The organism is Thalassobacterium maritimum, from assembly GCF_031127805.1.
Classification (GTDB): Bacteria; Verrucomicrobiota; Verrucomicrobiia; order Opitutales; family Coraliomargaritaceae; genus Thalassobacterium; species Thalassobacterium maritimum.
This window is the reverse complement of the sequence record NZ_JARXHW010000017.1, coordinates 34498-53113: the sequence shown is the minus strand read 5'-3', so window position 1 is coordinate 53113 and position 18616 is coordinate 34498. Positions and strand designations below refer to the sequence as shown.

Below are 18616 nucleotides of genomic sequence, written 5' to 3'. Positions count from 1 at the left end.
ACTACTCCCCTAGGGGATTAGATTGACTCGTCTGCGGGCAGAAAGCCCGTATTTTAAATTCTTAGGAACTTCGCGTTCCACTCTGGTAAGCGTTCGACATAAACGCTTCCGTTTTCTTTAAAACTGCATTCTATTTCGTATTTATTTAGCAAGGAGCCTCATGCAAACTGGCAAGATCACAAAATATACTCCCTTTCAACAAATTGATTTACCGGACCGTCAATGGCCGAGTAAAACAATTACGCACGCCCCCAGATGGGCCAGTGTGGACCTGCGCGACGGCAATCAAGCACTCGCCACACCAATGAATGTGGACGAGAAACTCGAGATGTTTGAGCTCTTGGTGGCAATCGGCTTTAAAGAGATCGAAGTGGGCTTCCCGTCTGCGAGCGATACGGAGTTTAACTTTATCCGCCGCTTGGTAGAGGAAAAGCGCATCCCCGAAGATGTAACTTTGCAGGTGTTGGTTCAAGCGCGTGAGCACTTAATCCGCCGCACTTTCGAAAGCTTGCAGGGCGTCTCCAAGGCAATCGTCCATTTGTATAATTCAACTTCGCCCGTGCAGCGCCGCGTAACCTTTAATAAATCAAAGGAAGAGATTAAAGCGATTGCGATTGAAGGTACTCGCTTGGTAAAGAGCTTGGTCGAAACGATTCCAGGCACACAGATCCGCTTTCAGTATTCCCCCGAGAGCTTCTCTGACACCGAGGTCGACTACGCTTTAGAAGTCTGCGAAGCCGTCATGGCGGAATGGCAACCAACGGAGGACGATAAGATCATTCTTAATTTGCCCGCCACAGTCGAAGTGGCGACACCCAACGTGCATGCGGACCAAATTGAATGGTTCTGTCGGCACTTGAAGGAGCGCAATAAGGCGATAATCAGCTTACACACCCATAACGATCGTGGTACCGGCGTCGCTGCGACGGAGCTCGGCTTATTGGCTGGAGCTGATCGGGTCGAAGGCACCCTCTTCGGCAACGGCGAGCGCACGGGCAACTTGGATATCGTAACGGTGGCCTTAAACCTCTACACACAAGGTGTCGATCCATTGCTCGACTTCTCTCAATTGGAGCACATTCGCTCGGTCTATGAACGCATCACTCGCATGACCGTACACGACCGCCATCCTTACGCAGGTGACTTAGTCTTTACCGCATTTTCTGGCTCGCACCAAGATGCGATCAAGAAGGGCATGGACTTGCGCGCCACCACAGATACGGACGGCATTCGCTGGGAGGTGCCCTACTTGGCGATCGACCCCGCAGACATCGGACGCGATTACGAAGCGATCATTCGCATCAATAGCCAAAGCGGTAAAGGAGGTGTCGCCTACATTTTGGAGCGCGACTTTGGACTCGAATTGCCCAAAGCAATGCACCCCGACGTGGGCTTGACCATCAACAATCAAGCTGACCAAGGCAGCCGCGAACTCGCGCCACAAGAAGTGCACGAGGTCTTTATGCAGCAGTATGTGAATCTGAGCACCCCCTTGGAATTACTCTCCATCGAACGCGAAGACTTCACCAAAACGGGCGAGGTCAAAGTCGAAGCCGACATCTGCATCGATGGCGAAAAAATGTTAGTCACGGGCACCGGCAACGGACCGATTAGCGCATTCGTGAATGCACTCCACTTGAAGGGGCGCAAAGACTTCAAACTCATCGACTATCGCCAGCACTCGATTGGTGGGGGCTCCAAGACCAAGGCGGCCGCCTACATACAGATCAAAAATGACGATGGCTCCATCAGCTTCGGCTGTGGTATCAATGCAAACATCGAGTTGGCCGGGCTTCACGCCTTAGTCAGCGCCTTCAATCGCGCACACCCAGCGCGCTCAGAATAACATCACTGATCACCTGCGGCCTCAGTTTGCACTGCACCACATCGTGCATGCCGCTGAGGCGGCAGCGATCTTTGGAAATCTTTTGCTCCACAGGTCCACAGCCGATAATGAAATCCGGCTTTATACTATTAGGAGCAGCAGATACTTTCCTAGCAAGCTCCAGCGCTTCCAGTTCATCTTCCATCCAGATGAACATGATGTTGTAATGTCTACGGCGATACGAATGACCACTCAAATCATAATCTTCAGCGGCATGTGGCGTATAGCCTAATTGACGGCAAGATGCAGTGATCGCCCGTGTAGCCTCTTCTGGGCCGACCACTAGGATATCACAAGGGTGCATCCCGGCAATACGCTCCACAGGTTCGAAGGGCGATCGGGTCACCCCCTCAAGTGGAAGATGATCGGCGATAAACTCCGTGCGCACAACAAAGGCAAAAGTGGCCCCGGCTCCAGCTTCGCTCTCAACCCAGATACACCCACCCATTGCATTAACCAGTCGCTTGCAGATCACTAAGCCTAAGCCAGTGCCGCCGTATTTACGAGTGGTCGATGCATCCACTTGGCTAAATGCTTCAAACAAAACATGCTGTCTGTCTTCAGGGATACCGATTCCAGTATCCTGGACTCGAACTTCAAGGTAACCATGCTCTGGGTGATCCAAATAACCAATCGGCTCCAACGGATCGGGACGGTGCGCGGCATCAATGTCTTCCAGTCTAACTGAGCGAACCGTGACATGGACTTCTCCCTCATCTGTGAACTTAAGAGCATTCGACAATAAGTTTTGCACCACCTGTCGTAAACGCTCCATGTCCCCCGCCGCGAACTCAGACAACTGCTCCGAGAGCTGCAGCGAAATTTCGACATTCTTCTCAGCAGCACGCGCTTTAAACAATTTCACGCAATCTTCAAAACAAAGCAGCAAAGGAAACTCCTGCACCTCCAATTCCAGTCGCCCCGCTTCGATTTTGGAAAAATCTAGAATATCATTTACCAACAATAACAGCCCTCTCCCACTGGAATGTATCGTCTGAGCCAGATCTAGTGATTCCTCCTCTAGCTCGCTTTCCGTTATCAAACTAGATAAGCCGATGATAGCATTTAGAGGAGTTCGAATCTCATGCGAAATCGTAGCAATAAATTGACTCTTAATGCGATTCCCCAACTCAGCGCGCTCCTTCGCTTGCTGGAGCTCAAGCTCTGCTTGCTTTTGATCGGTGATATCCTGCATCGTGCCCATTACCCGACGTGGAGAGCCATCCACCTCAAATTCGGTGATACGTACACTATCCTGCATCCACACATACTGCTGCTGTGCATTGCGAATCCGATAATCTACACGTAAGGAGCCGTCACCTTTCTTGTAGAAATCTTGATACAACTCGCACACACGAGAGCGATCATCTGGATGTAAGCGCTTCTCCCAAATTTCAAGCGGTGAATCTCCGGCGACATGTTCGACCCCGAGCAGGTGATACCAGTTCTCATCACAGTTAACCTGCTTTGTTTTCAAATTCTCATCCCAGAACCCCATCCGTGCATTATTCAGAGCGAGATGAAGATTTTGTTCACTCTGCTGCATCTTCTTCTCATACAAGCGCAAGGCAGTTTCATCGATTAATAGTGATAGCGTGCCAAAGTCATCCTCTTGATCCACCAACATACGCAAAGTGAGCAAAGTCATACTCAGCTCCTTTCCACGCGCGTCCGTCAACTCAATGGACTGATAACGCACAGCCGAATCCTCTGCATCCAAGACCTCAGAAACTAACTGATTCCATTCATCCCCCAGATCCACTGGTGGTTCAGTGCTACCTGAGCTAAAGATTTCTTGGGCACTCAAAGGTGAGAATTCCGCCCACCGTTCGTTCACAAACAAACTACGTCCATCTCGAGCGCGCACCCAAATGCCAATCGGCAGAGCATCAAATATCTTATAAAGTAAATTTTGTCGCTGTGCCGAATGATCAACCGTGCGCTGTCGTACTCCCACGGCAAATGCGGCGACACATGCAAATGCAGCCAGCAATGAGCTAAAACCCACCATAAAAAAAATGCCATCAAACTTCGAGAGCGACGCAAACACGCCTAACTCCATGAAAAAAGCAATGCCCCCAATCAAAAGAAGTAAGACCAAAGATGTAATAGCACCTACTAATTGAAATAATAAACCAGCCACAACAGCCAAACCAAGCACGAGCGGAAAGAGTAATAAGCCCCCAACAGAACCTCCCTGAGGAAACCCCAAAGCACTGATTAATGCCAATACCAGTAGCGTGTAAATTCCCAGCCCCATACGCCGGCCGAACAGGTTCAGATATCCTGCCTTACGATTAGCCTTTAACTGCTTCAACTGAGAATTCATGCGCAGCGCACACATTGCAAAGCTTATTGCCACACAGCAAGCCTTATAGGCGCTAGGCAACTCACGCATTGTTTACTGCCTAAACAGACTGAACCAAACGGTTATACAGGCGATACGCCCACAACAAGACTACGAATTCGCCAACACATCCAGTAAAGCGCGCAACTTCATTTCTGTCTCACGCATTTCCTTGTCCGGATCGGACCCCTTCACGATACCTGCACCCGCATAAAGGCGTGCAAGCTTCCCTTCGATGAGAGCCGAGCGGATACCGACGATCATTTCCCCCTCATTGAGGTGATTGAACCAGCCGACCACGCCCGCATAGAGCCCACGCTCCATCTGCTCCAACTCAGCAATACACGGCACTGCCTGCTCACGCGGCGAACCACCCACCGCGGGTGTGGGATGCATCTCCGGTAACATATCCAGCAAATGCACCGACTCGCCCACCTCCGCCTGTATGCGAGTACGCAAGTGCTGCACATTCGCCAATAAAAGTAGCTGCGGATGCGGCTCCGCATGCCCTTGAACCCCCACACGCTCTAAACGCCGTAGAATGGAATCGCGCACACAAACATGCTCATGCAAATCCTTCTCACTCTCCAGCAGTGCTCGCGCATATTTTGCATCTTCACCCGCTGTCTGCCCACGCGGCGCCGAACCTGCAATCGCCTCCGTCAACAAATGTCCATTGCGAATCTGTAATAAACGCTCTGGCGTAGCGCCGATAAAGCTGCGCGCCTCTCCACCCGCAAACGAAAAGGTGAAACAGCCCGCGAAGCGCTCTCGTAAACGATTTAAAGTGTCCAGAGGTTGCCAAGGACGATCCGCTTCCAGCTCGATACCGCGCGCCAACACGATTTTCTCATAGGCACCCGCCTCGATCGCTTCGAGCGCACGACACACAGCCGCAGGATAGACGCCGGGCGCCAGCTCTCGCCGCGACTCAACCTTGGGTGACGCGGCCACATCCTCCAAAGCCGCCTCTGGCAAATAATCAAAGGCCCCAAACTTGCGATAGGCGCCCCAGACTCGCATCACCAAGCTATCAATATCGGTATCCGCCTCGACCTTCAAATTCGCCACTGCGCCATACTTTCCATTCGAGCGAGAGACTTGCCAGCGTGGCAAAAACACCGTCGCCGCCGGAAATGCAGCCCCCTCGCTGACCGTATCATCGAAGCTGAAAGCAGTAAAAAAATGCGGCCCGGTAAACGCCTCACTCAAATCGCCCACCGCAATCGTATGCTCCAATATCTCCTGGGCAAAGGCCTTCACCGAGGCAAATCGATCAGAACCATCAAAGCGCGCTTGCACCACTGCCTCCGCTGCGGCCACCGCCTCATCGTCGCTGGCGCGCTCGATGTAGCAGTGTAATTCGTCGGGCTCATAGATAGACTGCAAGACCGCCAGCGGCGCAATGTGCTTCACTGCCAAAGAGATACTCGCGATCTGAAAATGCCCCTTGGCGCGAGCCGCCTCACGGCAGCCCTGTAAAAATTGACGCAGTGCACCCTCATCACGCTCGGGCAACATACTGGAGGGAATAATCTGCATTCGAGCGAGAAAAACCAAGATGCCCGAAACCGCAACCAACAAAGCGGAGGCTTTTACTTCGGAACCGATCCCTTAAATTTGAATGCCAATAAATGTGGAGCCACACCCAGCCAGTATTGCAAAATGAAGCGATCATTAGCCTTCAAACATTGCCAATTGCAAATCGAATGTGGCTGCTGCATGCCGCACTAAAAGCAGTAAAAGCCCATACAACTGGACATAAAGCAGTTACGAAGCACCTCTGCATTTAACTCATGCGCTTGGCATAGCCCGTGCACATTCTGTGCGGTCCGCTCACGCCACGCCGCGTGATTATATAACCTCAAAGAGTCAGCCACTATGAAGTTAAACCAAAAACCAAATCGCCCCAACCCGCTGTATATCGGAGCACGTCCGCCTTTTGATGGTAAATCAGCTGCTGGAGCAGGCGACGCAAGCGACGAACTAAATCCTCCAGCAGATCATGGAGAACAAAGCTATAAAGGCCACCAGCAATTATCAGGCTGCGTCGCACTAGTCATAGGAGGTGACAGTGGAATCGGCAGAGCCATCGCACTTGCCTATGCACGCGAAGGAGCTGATGTCGCATTCACATACCACAAAAACCAAAGCGATGCAGAGAGCACGCAACAACTCTTGCAACAAGAGGCTGGCGTGCGAACCTGCGCCTATCAACTCGACCAAAGTAAAGCCGAACACTGCAAGCAACTGCTACAACAAGTAAACAGTGAATTCGGAAGACTGGACATTCTAGTCAACAACGCAGCGACGCAAACAACCTATCAAACTGCTGATGCAATCGATATAGAAGAATTCGAGAATACCTTTAAAATCAATGCATTCGGAACATTCTATCTGTGCAAATATGCCTTAGATATAATTCAGGAAAGTGGCTGTATTATTAACACAGCATCCATACAAAGCTTTGATCCCTCAGCCTATTTGCTCCCTTACGCAGCGACTAAGGCGGCAATCGCGAGTATGACAAAATCGTTCGCATCATTTGCAATCCATAAAGGGATACGTGTCAACGCCGTGGCACCTGGCCCGGTATGGACACCTCTCATTCCAAATACCATGCCGGAGGATAAAATAGAAAACTTTGGCTCGAACACCCTGCTTGGAAGACCCGCGCAGCCTTCAGAGCTAGCGCACGCCTATGTATTTCTAGCGTCGCCGCAGGCCAGTTATATCACAGGGGAAATTTATCCCGTAACCGGGGGCCGCCAACAAATCTAGCGCAGCTGCGACTCACGTTGCATTCCCTACATTCTGCCCGGTTGGCGAGCTGCCAACCCGAAAATACAACCCAAACAAACAGAAAGAAAAACGATGATAACGACCATGAAAGACCTACTCGTGGAACAAATCCGCGATCTCTATGACGCCGAAAATCGGATCACCGCCGCGCTGCCTAAGATGGAAGCCGCCGCACACAACAATGATTTAAAACAAGCATTCCAATCGCATCTGAGCGAAACCAGAAATCAGGTCGATCGCTTAGTTGAAATAAGTAACATTCTAGGAATTTCACCTGATGGTGAAACCTGTGAAGCCACCAAAGGACTCATTCGCGAAGGTGAAGAACTCATCCCCAAGCTATCGGATCCGGATGTGGGCGATGCCGCGCTCATCGCGGCAGCTCAGCGCATCGAGCATTATGAAATCGCAAGCTATGGTTCTGCAGCCACCTTCGCAACTTGCATCGGTGAAAGTCGCATAGCGGAATTGCTGGGGCAAACTCTAGCAGAAGAAAAGGAAGCCGACAGCAAGTTGCAAAAAATCGCCAAAGGAGGCATTTTCTCATCTGGAATCAATAAAGAAGCGACTCAATAAGCAACTGCAACTTGTGCACCTAAATGAGCCCGTCGGCCATTGCCGACGGGCTCATTTTCTGTACATTATTTTCCATTTGCGCTGGGCGGGCCCCACTTCACACTTGCCGCTCACACTTCACACTTTCCATGCAAGCACCACTCCCTCCCATCGATTTCAAAGCTGAACTAAACGACGAACAATATGCCGCCGTTACCTCTGAGCCAGGCCCGGCCTTGGTGCTCGCTGGCGCAGGCTCAGGAAAGACCCGCACCCTCACCTATCGAGTGGCTTACTTGCTGCACCAAGGCGTGCAACCCTACGAAATCCTACTGCTCACATTTACCAACAAAGCCTCACGCGAAATGCTGGAACGGGTGGAAGAGCTCACGGGCATCAATGGTCGCCAGCTCTGGGGCGGCACCTTCCACAGCATCGCACAACGCATCCTGCGCGTACACGGCGATCTGGTCGGCCTCCAGCGTAACTATACGATACTCGATCAAGGCGAAGCGGAAGCGATCCTTAAAAACGTCATTCAGACACTGGATTCCAAGTTCATCAAAACCAAGAACAACCCCAAGCCCAAAGTGGTCGCGGACATGATCAGTTACGCGCGCAACACCTGCCGCGAACCACGCGAAGAGGCTGATGAGCGCTACCCCTTCCTCGACGGCATGGCCGACAAGGTCGATAAATTCTACAAGGCCTATAAGCAGGCCAAACTGGATCAACAAGTGGTCGATTACGATGACCTCTTGGAATACTTCCTCAAACTACTGCGCGAGCAAACCGAGATTCGCGAACAGTATCAAGCGCGCTTTAAACACATCCTGGTCGACGAATTCCAAGACACCAATCGCCTGCAGTCTGACATCGTGGATCAACTCGCTGGCCATCACCAAGTGATGGCCGTCGGCGACGACGCACAGTGCATCTACACCTGGCGCGGCGCCGACTTCGATAACATCATGCAATTCGAAGAGCGCCACCCCGGTGCCGAAATCCACAAAATCGAAACCAACTACCGCAGCTCGCCCGAGATCTTGGGCTTTGCCAATGCCGTACTGGCATCACAACCGAGCGGCCTTGGATTCTCCAAAGAGCTGCGCGCCATCAAACCCTCACGCGAACGCCCCTACTTTGTGCCCGTCATGGACACACGCGGTCAGGCTAAATTTATTATCGAACGCATTGAGGGGCTGGTCGACGAGGGACGCAACCTCTCCGATATCGCCATCCTTTACCGCGCCCACTTTCAGGCAATGGACCTGCAAATGGAGCTCACACGTCTCAATATCGATTACCAGATCACAAGTGGCGTGCGCTTCTTCGAACAAGCCCACATCAAAGACTTCACTGCGCAGCTGCGCTTCGCCTCCAACCCGGCCGACGTATCCGCCTTTGCTCGCTTCACCTGCCTACTGCCCAAGGTCGGCCCCAAGACCGCGGAGCGTATCCATAAATTCACTCGCGAGCGCGCAGCCAAACTAGAAAAGAACTTTTGCGATGTACTGGTCTCGCCTGAAGTGCTCAAAAAAGTGCCCGCCGACGCCAAGGAAGAATGGCCCTCACTCGCCGAGACGATTCGCGAAGTATCTGCCGCCCTCACTGAACGCGCACCGGAAGAAATCATTCAACTCGCGCTCGACGGTTGGTATAGCAGCTACATCCGTGAGATCTATCCCAACTGGACTGACCGCGCCGATGACTTGCAGAGCTTGGTCAGTTTCGCCAACCGCTTTGAGACGATGGAGGAATTGCTTGCTCAACTAGTATTACTCGCCTCCGAAAGTAATGAACGCAGCCCGGAAGAACAACAGAACTGCTTGCGATTGACCACGATCCACCAAGCCAAAGGCCTTGAATTTCCCGTGGTTTTTGTGATCGGGCTGGCCGATGGCACCTTCCCACTCAAACGCACCATTGATGCGGGCGATTTGGAAGAAGAGCGTCGCCTCTTCTACGTGGCCGTCACTCGCGCGGAAGAAGAACTCTATATGAGCTACCCCATGCTCAACAATCAAGGCAATCAAGTCATGCGTCTCAACCCCAGTCGCTTCATTCAGGAAATCGATCCCAGCCGCTACGAGACACTTAGAGTCGCCCCCACGCGGCGCTATTAATCCGCAACGCCACGATTATTCGCGCTCTGGTGCTCGCCCCATCACGCTATAAAAAAAAGTAGCTGACCATGTTAATAGGATAATTCCAGTCAGAGCCTCTAAGGCAGTCACAAATTTAAGCGCTCCCGTAGGCACTTCGCTGATACCGAGCGTCGAGTATGTCACGGCTGAATGATAGAAAAAGTCCATAAATCCTGCACCAAGATCGCCGGCGAGCTGACCTGCATCGCAGAATACAGAGACAAAATTCAAGCCGCAGGCAAACCCGACAATTACCGTTAAGTGCACACACACTAAGAGCAAGAGCACCAGCACGGAACGTAAAAAATGATTACGCTGCTGTCCACGCTGCGGGAGGCAATGTAACAGCCGGCCTAAACTCCAATAATGAAAAACAACCGCTAGAATCATCAGACTGATCGCCACTATAAAAGCCTGAATCATAGTAACGCTCCCCCCACTATCCAATTATGAATCTGCAGAGCTGAAAAAGCTCTAGCATTCATGTTTGCGTCTGAACTGAAAAGGAATTGCAGGCGCCTCCAATCACAACGGTTAGTGATGACTCTATGTTTCATAAGAGATATCTATTGCAGCCGCCGTGCCAATCAGGCTCTAAACCTCACTGTATGATAAATGGCATCAAAGCTGCCTCACACATACTTGCAAGCTGCAATAGAACTTCCCAAAACAGCTGCGTTTTGCATGAGACAAAGGGCCTGCATTCTCGTGCCAGATCTCTTTAAATAAAAATCCTCCCAAAAAAAGAGAGAAGAATATCACTGCATAGACAGCTGAAAAACAGGAAGTTATGCAGCATACAAAATCCTCAAAGAGACGAAACCGTGCGCAGGCATCCAGGTAATTCAAGCATGTTGGCATGCTGCCTGTTTAAAGACTATTGATCGCGCACCCACTGGTTCGCGGCCTAAACACAAAACGAAGGAAATAGACTACTATGAAAAAGACAGTAATCACATACGCTTCCATTCTTGCTATCAGCGCAACTGGCTTCGCCAAATCTCCGGATCTTGGTGAGAATTATAAACTTATCCAAAACGATCGGATCGAAACTAAGGTAACCGTCGAAGATCTCACCGGCACTCCAGTATACGACAAGTATGGCGTCGAGATTGGGAATGTTAGCGACATTCAAGTAAATGCTAAAGACGGCAAACTCACCACTGCTTATCTCTCAGTCGGTGGCACATGGGGCTTAGGAGAGAGTCACGTGTCTTTGCCCTACGATCAACTCACACACAATGAAGCCGAAAATCGCTTCACAGTGGACACCACAGAAAGCGAGATTAAGGCCTACATCGACCATCAACGCCAGTCGATGAAGCGCGGCACCGCCCACCAGCAACAGTGGGATCATGATGAGAACAAACTCAGCAAAATGTGGCACGATGTAAAATCCAGCCTCAGTGTCGAAGACAATGACCTCGCTGAGGTCGAAGCAGAAATCGAAGACAACACAGTCTACTTAGAAGGCGAAGTTGAGAGCCAAGCACTCAAAAACCAAATCGAAAAAGCCTTCGCAGCAACGACTAATCTACGAATCGTCAACGAAATCGAAGTTGAAATGTAAATCATTTACCTGAATTACATTTTATAAAGAAGGCCGGGTGTAGAGCACCCGGCCTTTTCTTAGCAAGCGCACGACAAGTCAGCCACAACAACTCAGGTCACTTACCGTATAATGTGCACACCTTCGAGCGCACAGGCATCACGCTGCAAGCGGCAGAAAAAACTCAACCCAACGACACAATGCCAAGTCCCAGAAAGAAAAGTAACATAGTGCGCACCCGGAAAAGATCTCGCAAATACATTCTATTTTGGAGTGCGCTCGTTAGCTTCCATATTATTGGTTTCTTTATGTCGCTGAATGCGCTCATGAGTGCCCGTACGCCACAAGGCACCACTGCCTGGGTCTTGGCGCTAAACACCGTACCTTTCATATCCGTGCCGACATACTTGGTTTTCGGAGAAGTCGACTTCGAGGAATACATTGAGGAAAAGCAAATTTACGCATCACAGATCGAGCCGACAATTCAACGACTGCATGAGACCTTAGAGCAACAAAACTTAATTGCAGAGACGTTCAAAGGCTCCGCAGCGCTCAGAGACACTTTACTCCCATTACCAGCCACTCGGGGCAATGCCGCAGAATTGCTTCCCGATGGCCCCAAAGCCTTTGAATCTATATTTGAAGGAATTTCACAAGCTCAAGATTATGTGCTGATTCAATTTTTCACGATTGCAGATGATGAAGTAGGCTCCGAGTTGGCCAGGCGACTCATCGAGCGTTCCCAAGCCGGTGTTGCCTGCTACGTAATCTATGACGACATTGGCACAAAAGTGAGTGACGACTACTTAGCACCCATGCATCAAGCGGGCGTGCAGTCAGTCAGTTTCAATGTCGTGCCTCAGTGGAACAAACTCTTCCGTCTCAATTTCAGAAACCATCGTAAACTAATCGTCGTGGATGGACACTCGGCGTGGATTGGAGGAATGAATGTAAAGGCCGACTACATGAACTGGCGAGATACAATGGCTCGCTTTGATGGCCCGGTCGTACAAACCTTGCAAGTGAGCTTTCTACAGGATTGGGCCTGGTCACGTGATGAAGTGCTCGAAGATTTAAACTGGCAGCCAAAATCGCACAGTGAACAAGGGCAAGATGTAGCGGTGGCCAGCCTGCCCTCTAGCCCAACCGATGGCTTCGAGCGCTATACTCTCTTTTTACTCGATGTCATTCACCACGCTGAAGAGCGACTTTGGATCGCGAGTCCTTACTTCGTACCCGACGACGTGATCGTGCGCGCTCTACAAGCTGCTGCATTAAGAGGGGTTGAAGTCAAAATACTGATCCCCGATGAGACCGACACCCTCATCGCACGATTAGCCCAATTCGCAGCATGGAGCTATATACGTGAGCTAGAAGCTGCCGGGGCAGAAATGTTTCAATATACCAGCCCCTTCATGCATCAAAAAATCATTCTGTCTGATAATGATTATTGCATCATCGGATCGGCAAATTTCGATAATCGCTCATTTAGACTCAACTTCGAATTGAGTGCAGTCGTGAGTGATAGAGCATTCAATCGGCAGGTCACTGAAATGCTGCAGCAAGACTTCAATAATGCGACAGCAATTAAACAAAGTGATCTCGATGGACAAGGCTTCTGGGAACGAGTAAGGGTGCGCGCTTCGCGTCTAGCAGCGCCCGTATTATAAGCAATCCAGCAAAGATACCGATCGAACACACGAACTATAAAAAAGCCGCTGCGCAATACATGCGCAGCGGCTCGAATGAACTTATCGGTAATTAATTAATCCATCATATACTGTTAGAAACGAGCAACAGCGACCGCGCGTCGCCCTGCAGGAATACGATCTTGTGGCAGAGCGATCACCGAACCGCCGTGGCGATATGTCTCAGAGGCGATGAAGTCCAACAAATCCTGCGCGCAGAGCGTCTGCCCCTGCTCGTCAAAATCGACGCGCATACGATCAATATCACATTTACCATAGACCGCTTCATCCTCGGCGACAACGGCACTCTCCACACGCCCCATGGCGGCCGCGATCGCACATTCTGCAATACCTGCGATTTCCTCACCATGCCCCACAGCTTCCTCAATATGGTTTAGTTTAGCAGTGGTTGCCTGCTCTAACTCAGGCTGCAGAAGCTCCAATGATTCACTTCCAAGCCGGGTGACATCCCAATGACTGGTATCTCGATCTGCATAGATGTAAATACGCTGACTCGAAGCATTCACCTGTTTGAAATGACCGATGTTACCCGCGACCCCAAAGATAATGAGAGGGTCCTTCTTATCGACTAAGAAGGATTCAATCGCTTGTGCGACTTGTTGAAAAAAGCGCCTCTTGAGATCTTCTTTATAAGTATCGGGCATACCATGTCCGTGAAAACCGGATACAGGCGTAGACCCCGTAGTGTTTGCACGGGAAGTGCGAGTTGCAGAGTGATTCTGTAAAGTCTTCTCTGGATCGTCAAACTCGGTCAAGTCTCCGATTGCCTGAGGCATCGCCTCCACCTCGACAGCTTGCAGCTCGCTGCCGATTCCACGATAGACCCGCACCTCGCCCTGATTCAAAGACAATACTGTATAGACAGGATTTGATTGCAGGATTGGGAGCAGGGGCTTCACAGCAAAACGATCACTCACACAGCACATCGGTGAAACCTCATAGTTCAAATGAATGCGGCGCAAAGAGCAGGCATCCAATAATAGTGCCACTCCCGGTGACGCTTGGCGCAATTGCTCTGGATGCTCGATCAAATCCATGAGCGGTGCTAAGAAACGATCCACCTGACTATCTTCCATGCCTGCGTGCTGAAGGCCCGAACGAGCCTCATCGACTAAGTCCTTTAAGCGGATCGCGTTCTGGCGAATTTCGACGCCCTGATTGTAAATAGGGAGGAAAACCGATAGCCGCACACCACCGGATTCCTTAATAATGGGATCGATCAATTCAAGCTTCGATTCGATGTCTAGGATGGGTATTTTTTTATCTATCATAATATTTCTGGTTTTAGGTTAACGGTTGCAATTAAGAGTTTTTGAGGGCGAAAGACCACAAAAGCCTAACCAAATGATCAGTAGCGTCGACTAGCCCACCAAACTTGACTCAATCCAACGCCCGAGTCCGTATACGCTGGCTAGCAAAACCAAGGCGACAGCCGAAGCCTTCAGCTTATTTTCGTCCCACATGTTCAATGCGCGCTCTCCATATACTTGCACCAACAAGGCGAGGCCGAAATAGCGAATACCACGAGCCAGTGCAGCGGCCAAAATGAAAGGAAGAAAGGGGTATTCCACAGCGCCCGCTCCCAACATCGCAATTTGAAAAGGTATCGGCGAGATGCCCGCGGCTAGTATCAACCAAAAGCCATGTTCATTTAGAGCCTGCTTCAAAGATTCGAAGCCTTCAGAACTAGAGAAGGTTTCGATCACAGAACGTCCCCAGCCATCCATAGCGAGCCCCCCGACTGCATAAAAAGCACTGGCCCCTAACAGGCAGGCTAGGGTCACTACAGTTGCGGTGCGCCAAAGGCTTTCGCGATGTTTGTGATAATAAGGTATCAGAATCGCTTCCAAGGGAATGGGCACCACTGTAGACTCCAAGAAGGATGCCAAGCCCATAAAAGATAACTGGCTGCCTGATGCATTGGCACGTGACTTGACGGTATCTACAATTTTCTGAAACATGGAACTGCGGTGAGCCAATAACGCAAAAGCTGATAGCCGCCCTGCATTTGAAAACGTCTCAAATGAAGAGCGGCTCAATCTACAAATTTAAGCAGCATCTTCGGTGCAACTTGCGACCATCTCATATTTGCGTTCACTCTCGTCTGCAATCTCACACAGAATCAGTGCAGATTCTGCTGTAGCCTTGGCGCGCATGGTGATGACCACCAAAGGGCGATCTTCTGACTTTTGAAGCATAATGAGCACCGTATTTGTTTTGAGGAATACACCAATCGTGTTGGCAAACTCTTGAGCTGCTTCGTCATCTTTAAAGCTATAGTATTTCTCCAGATTCAACGAGTTGGCGTCTTGCTCCAAGCTCCAGCCCTGAAGTGAGGCTAACTTTTTTAAGAGCTCCGGAGCTAGCCAATGCTCTGAATGCGCTGCTAGGTCCAAATCATCTGCAATTTGGTGGTTCACGTGGTCAGTTGATGTAGGTGCTGTTATTGTATCCATAACGCACACTAACCCATTTTCCGTGCCAAAAAATAATACCACAACGCAAGGCACGATATACCAACAGGATATACCTCACTGTTAGAAAAGCATCAATATCAAGAATGCAATTAGCCCGTTAAAAGCATGTTTAATAACGCATTTTGCAATAATGTCTCATACGGGAAAGGTCGCCAATAGAACATCAAACTTATAAACAATCACTTACGGATACGCCCGCCGCATTGGCATGCCATTTTCTAATTAGACAACGGTGCCTCTTGCACTAGGTCGCATGATCCCATGCAACTGAATAACATCCACAACACTCAAAGAAAGCTTACCATGTACGGATATATACTCACTGCAGTCGCAATGATCTTAGCGATAACTCTCATAATTCTGTTCTTCCTCAAACCAGGGGGATTGGCTCCACACAAGAAAGAGCGAGCTGATGAGAAGAAAGGTCGCACTCGCACAAAACCAAGCGCTGAGCAGGTCCAACCTGCAAGTGAACTCAATAAGTAACCACTGGCGCGCGGGAGGCAAGCAGCGTAGCTAGCATGCCAGAGTCCTCATACTAGAAGCGCTCCCCCACTTGCCAAAAATAAAACCTGCTGATGGAATTTTTTCATCAGCAGGTTTTTTATTACTTAAATGTCGATAAGCTGCGCAAAGCATAGCTGCAGCTAACTTAAACTCAGCACCCCCAGCTTAATCACGAGTCAGTATGATGTAAAGCGCGTGGATGATACCAGGAATGTACCCCAGCAGCGTTAAGACAATGTTGATCCAAAACTGGAGGCCAATCCCAACTTGAAGAAAGACCCCAACAGGTGGTAAGAGAATCGAGAGAAGAATGCGTATTATATCCATGCCGTCCAATTACGCAAACTCCATGCCGAAACACCGCAGCCTCATACGACTTCGTCAAAAAAAAGTTAGTAAAAAAACTCTCTAAGCCTGTCTACACGCGTAAAGACCAGCTATAGGTCGCGATCAAGAATCAATCAGGGAAAATAATCTTTCTTCTATAGGCCACATACAAAGGCGCAGCTTGCTTGCGTTTTGCACGGCCCACAACTGCAGTCATCTTGCGAGCTGCAATTTGGATAAAAAAATCAATTAAAGCTTACCCTCAAACATCTTGAGCAAAGGTTCTTTTTCGCTGGCTTCGATCTCGGCATCGAGGACGGCTTCATAAGCCATCTCAATATCGGTCTTGATCCATTCCTGCACACTGCGATTCAGCGTGTTCTTACGCTTATTATCATCTCCCACCGTGACTGCCCAAATGAAACCCGCTTCCGGATCAGTTTGAGAAATGTTATTCACCAGCGTCTCGACCGATTGATCCCGTGCCGGGCCCTCCTCCAGAGTTGCAATCCACTCCGATGCAGCCATCGGATCATGATTAATGAAGCTGCTCGCCACACCTCGATAGATGTCGGCTTTACGCGCTTCGGCACTTTCAGGCAATTGATCGAGCCAAGATACCGCCGCCTGTGGATCATTACGTGCCCAACTGGTGTAGGCATCACGTAGTACAGAGCCCGAATCGCTATCCTCTAGCGTGCTCACATAAGCTAAAGTTGCCGCGGGGTCAGATTCGATCCAATTACTTAGCACAGAGCGCATCGCGGATTTTCGCGCCTGTTCATCCGATAGTGATTCCGACCAAGCCAATGCTCCGGCTTGATCATACTTCGACCACTCACCCGAGATGCGCGAGGCTAATTGACGCTGCACGATTGGGTCCGTATGCGCCCCCACCAATACACTAGCCGACTCGACTCCCTGCTGCGAAAGGCGCCAGCCCATACTCCCAAGCGCGCGTCGCTTTTCGTCCTCATAGGGCAGACTATCCACAAAATCGAAGGCCAACTGTGGATCGATTTCAACTAGTTTACTTCCGATCGCATTCAAGCCATTCATACGTGCATTGCCAGGGCCCATATTAAGCACAAAATCAATCGCACGGTCTGGATCGTTTTGCGTCATCGCCTGTATAATACTACTCACGCGATTATCATAAGTTTGCCCAGTCGCGACTGTGCCGAGCCAATCAAAAACTTCTTGGATCTCCTCATAGCTTTTTTGCCATGCAAAGTTATGAAACTGTAAATTCTCGAGCACTTGGCGTCGCTCCAGAGGATTCTCCACCGAATCAATATACTCTTTAGCCACCTCAATATCCTGATTGAGCAAATTCCGAAAGACTTGTTTGCGCGAACCATAAATCGCGCTGTCCATAGGCAACGAGTCTAGCCAAGCCAACGCCTCCATCGGATCCTTTGCCATCCAATCGGACATGGCCCCGGCCAGCGCAGCTGACTTTGCGGCGCCCTCCTCTAACTGCAATGCACTCTGCCGCGCCGCGGCTCCATCTTCCTGCGCCCAATTACGATATATGGATTGATACAACCAACGTCCTTGCCCGCTGACCTGATTACCATAATATTCTTGAGCCATATGAATGGCTCGCTGCGGGTCCGTCTCCGCCACGGTATTGACGACCGATTGAATCGCCGCTTGTTGCCAACGCTGAGAATCCAGATTGAGTGCCGCACTGTAAGCTGCCTGCGGGTCTTGCTTCGACCACGCGGAAAAAACAGTGTTATAAAGACTCCACGAAACAGTGCCTTTTTCTTGCTTCGCATAGTCTAGCATGCCCTGTGGATCGACTTGAGCCCAGCGAGTCGCAATCATGCTGCGCACCTGCCAGTTGACCGCAGAACCGGCATAGCTCCCTAACTTCTTCATCAGCTCAGGAAATTTGGAGACGTCCAGATCCTTTAAACGAGCATGCAAGGCACCAATCTGATCAAAAGTGTCGAGCTCGTCCAAAGACTCCAGCCAAGCCTCCGTAATAGACTCGGCGCCGCCCGCGCCCGATGCCCCTACGTCGCCTGCCGCGGCAGGAGCGCTCCCCTGCCTATCAGCAGCCCGAGCAGCCGCAGCCGAGGCGGCCCCTCCCGCTGGAGCATTGCTGGCGGATGAACCTGTATCCCAGGAGGACTCAGCAGAACGAGGTGCCAACAGAAAGCCACCCAACAAACCCGATAATAATGCGACCACAGCCAAAATCCATTTCATAACGGAAAGCTAAACATTCAAAGATGAAGTGCAAGCCTTCGATTTTGCAATGGACCGGCGATGCGGCGCCCTTAGCTGCGGGCGGGCAGCT

Annotated in this window: 14 protein-coding genes; 6 read left to right on the top strand and 8 right to left on the bottom strand. The window is 50.4% G+C overall.

The window, feature by feature from the left end; genetic code table 11:
* The first annotated feature begins 160 nt into the window (after positions 1-160).
* Entirely contained in the window at positions 161-1846 is a 1686-nt protein-coding gene (gene leuA / locus QEH52_RS09190) for a 2-isopropylmalate synthase (protein ID WP_308949903.1), read from the top strand.
* Here the strand turns inward: leuA and QEH52_RS09185 are convergent.
* Together QEH52_RS09185 and QEH52_RS09180 are read right to left on the bottom strand one after the other, a co-directional pair.
* Complete coding sequence (locus tag QEH52_RS09185) at positions 1815-4214, bottom strand: PAS domain-containing hybrid sensor histidine kinase/response regulator (RefSeq protein ID WP_308949901.1); 2400 nt, start codon at positions 4212-4214, stop codon at positions 1815-1817. The two genes, leuA and QEH52_RS09185, sit on opposite strands and share 32 nt — an antisense overlap.
* 129 nt (positions 4215-4343) lie before the next feature.
* A complete protein-coding gene (locus QEH52_RS09180) occupies positions 4344-5774 on the bottom strand; it encodes an isochorismate synthase (protein ID WP_308949900.1) in 1431 nt (476 codons plus the stop codon).
* A gap of 339 nt (positions 5775-6113) precedes the next feature.
* Between QEH52_RS09180 and QEH52_RS09175 the strand changes: the two genes are divergently transcribed.
* The 3 genes from QEH52_RS09175 (at position 6114) to QEH52_RS09165 (ending at position 9715) form a co-directional block, all read left to right on the top strand.
* Positions 6114-7013, top strand: a complete 900-nt coding sequence (locus tag QEH52_RS09175) for an SDR family oxidoreductase (protein WP_308949898.1) — start codon at positions 6114-6116, stop codon at positions 7011-7013.
* Between the two features lie 105 nt (positions 7014-7118).
* Positions 7119-7610, top strand: coding sequence for a ferritin-like domain-containing protein (locus QEH52_RS09170; protein WP_308949896.1), 492 nt, complete (start codon positions 7119-7121; stop codon positions 7608-7610).
* A gap of 128 nt (positions 7611-7738) precedes the next feature.
* On the top strand, positions 7739-9715 hold the full coding sequence (locus QEH52_RS09165) for an ATP-dependent helicase (protein WP_308949895.1): 1977 nt from the start codon (positions 7739-7741) through the stop codon (positions 9713-9715).
* A gap of 15 nt (positions 9716-9730) precedes the next feature.
* Here the strand turns inward: QEH52_RS09165 and QEH52_RS09160 are convergent, their stop codons facing one another.
* Positions 9731-10159, bottom strand: coding sequence for a hypothetical protein (locus tag QEH52_RS09160; protein ID WP_308949894.1), 429 nt, complete (start codon positions 10157-10159; stop codon positions 9731-9733).
* Positions 10160-10673: 514 nt separating this feature from the next.
* Here QEH52_RS09160 and QEH52_RS09155 point away from each other — a divergent pair.
* Positions 10674-11306, top strand: a complete 633-nt coding sequence (locus QEH52_RS09155; RefSeq protein WP_308949893.1) for a PRC-barrel domain-containing protein — start codon at positions 10674-10676, stop codon at positions 11304-11306.
* Positions 11307-11485: 179 nt separating this feature from the next.
* Positions 11486-12955 (top strand): cardiolipin synthase, encoded by a 1470-nt coding sequence (gene cls, locus QEH52_RS09150; RefSeq protein WP_308949949.1) that lies wholly within the window; start codon positions 11486-11488, stop codon positions 12953-12955.
* 113 nt (positions 12956-13068) lie between these two features.
* On the opposite strand, the gene QEH52_RS09145 is transcribed toward cls, so the two are convergent.
* The 5 genes from QEH52_RS09145 to QEH52_RS09125 all read right to left on the bottom strand — a co-directional run bounded on the left by QEH52_RS09145 (position 13069) and on the right by QEH52_RS09125 (position 18525).
* Positions 13069-14265 carry a baeRF3 domain-containing protein gene (locus QEH52_RS09145; RefSeq protein WP_308949892.1) on the bottom strand — a complete coding sequence of 399 codons (1197 nt, stop codon included), beginning with the start codon at positions 14263-14265 and terminating at the stop codon, positions 13069-13071.
* Between the two features lie 90 nt (positions 14266-14355).
* Positions 14356-14955, bottom strand: a complete 600-nt coding sequence (locus tag QEH52_RS09140) for a YqaA family protein (protein ID WP_308949891.1) — start codon at positions 14953-14955, stop codon at positions 14356-14358.
* 87 nt (positions 14956-15042) lie between these two features.
* A complete protein-coding gene (locus QEH52_RS09135; protein ID WP_308949890.1) occupies positions 15043-15450 on the bottom strand; it encodes a hypothetical protein in 408 nt (135 codons plus the stop codon).
* A gap of 693 nt (positions 15451-16143) precedes the next feature.
* On the bottom strand, positions 16144-16305 hold the full coding sequence (locus QEH52_RS09130) for a YqaE/Pmp3 family membrane protein (protein ID WP_308949889.1): 162 nt from the start codon (positions 16303-16305) through the stop codon (positions 16144-16146).
* A gap of 249 nt (positions 16306-16554) precedes the next feature.
* Positions 16555-18525, bottom strand: coding sequence for a hypothetical protein (locus QEH52_RS09125; protein ID WP_308949888.1), 1971 nt, complete (start codon positions 18523-18525; stop codon positions 16555-16557).
* Positions 18526-18616 lie beyond the last annotated feature (91 nt).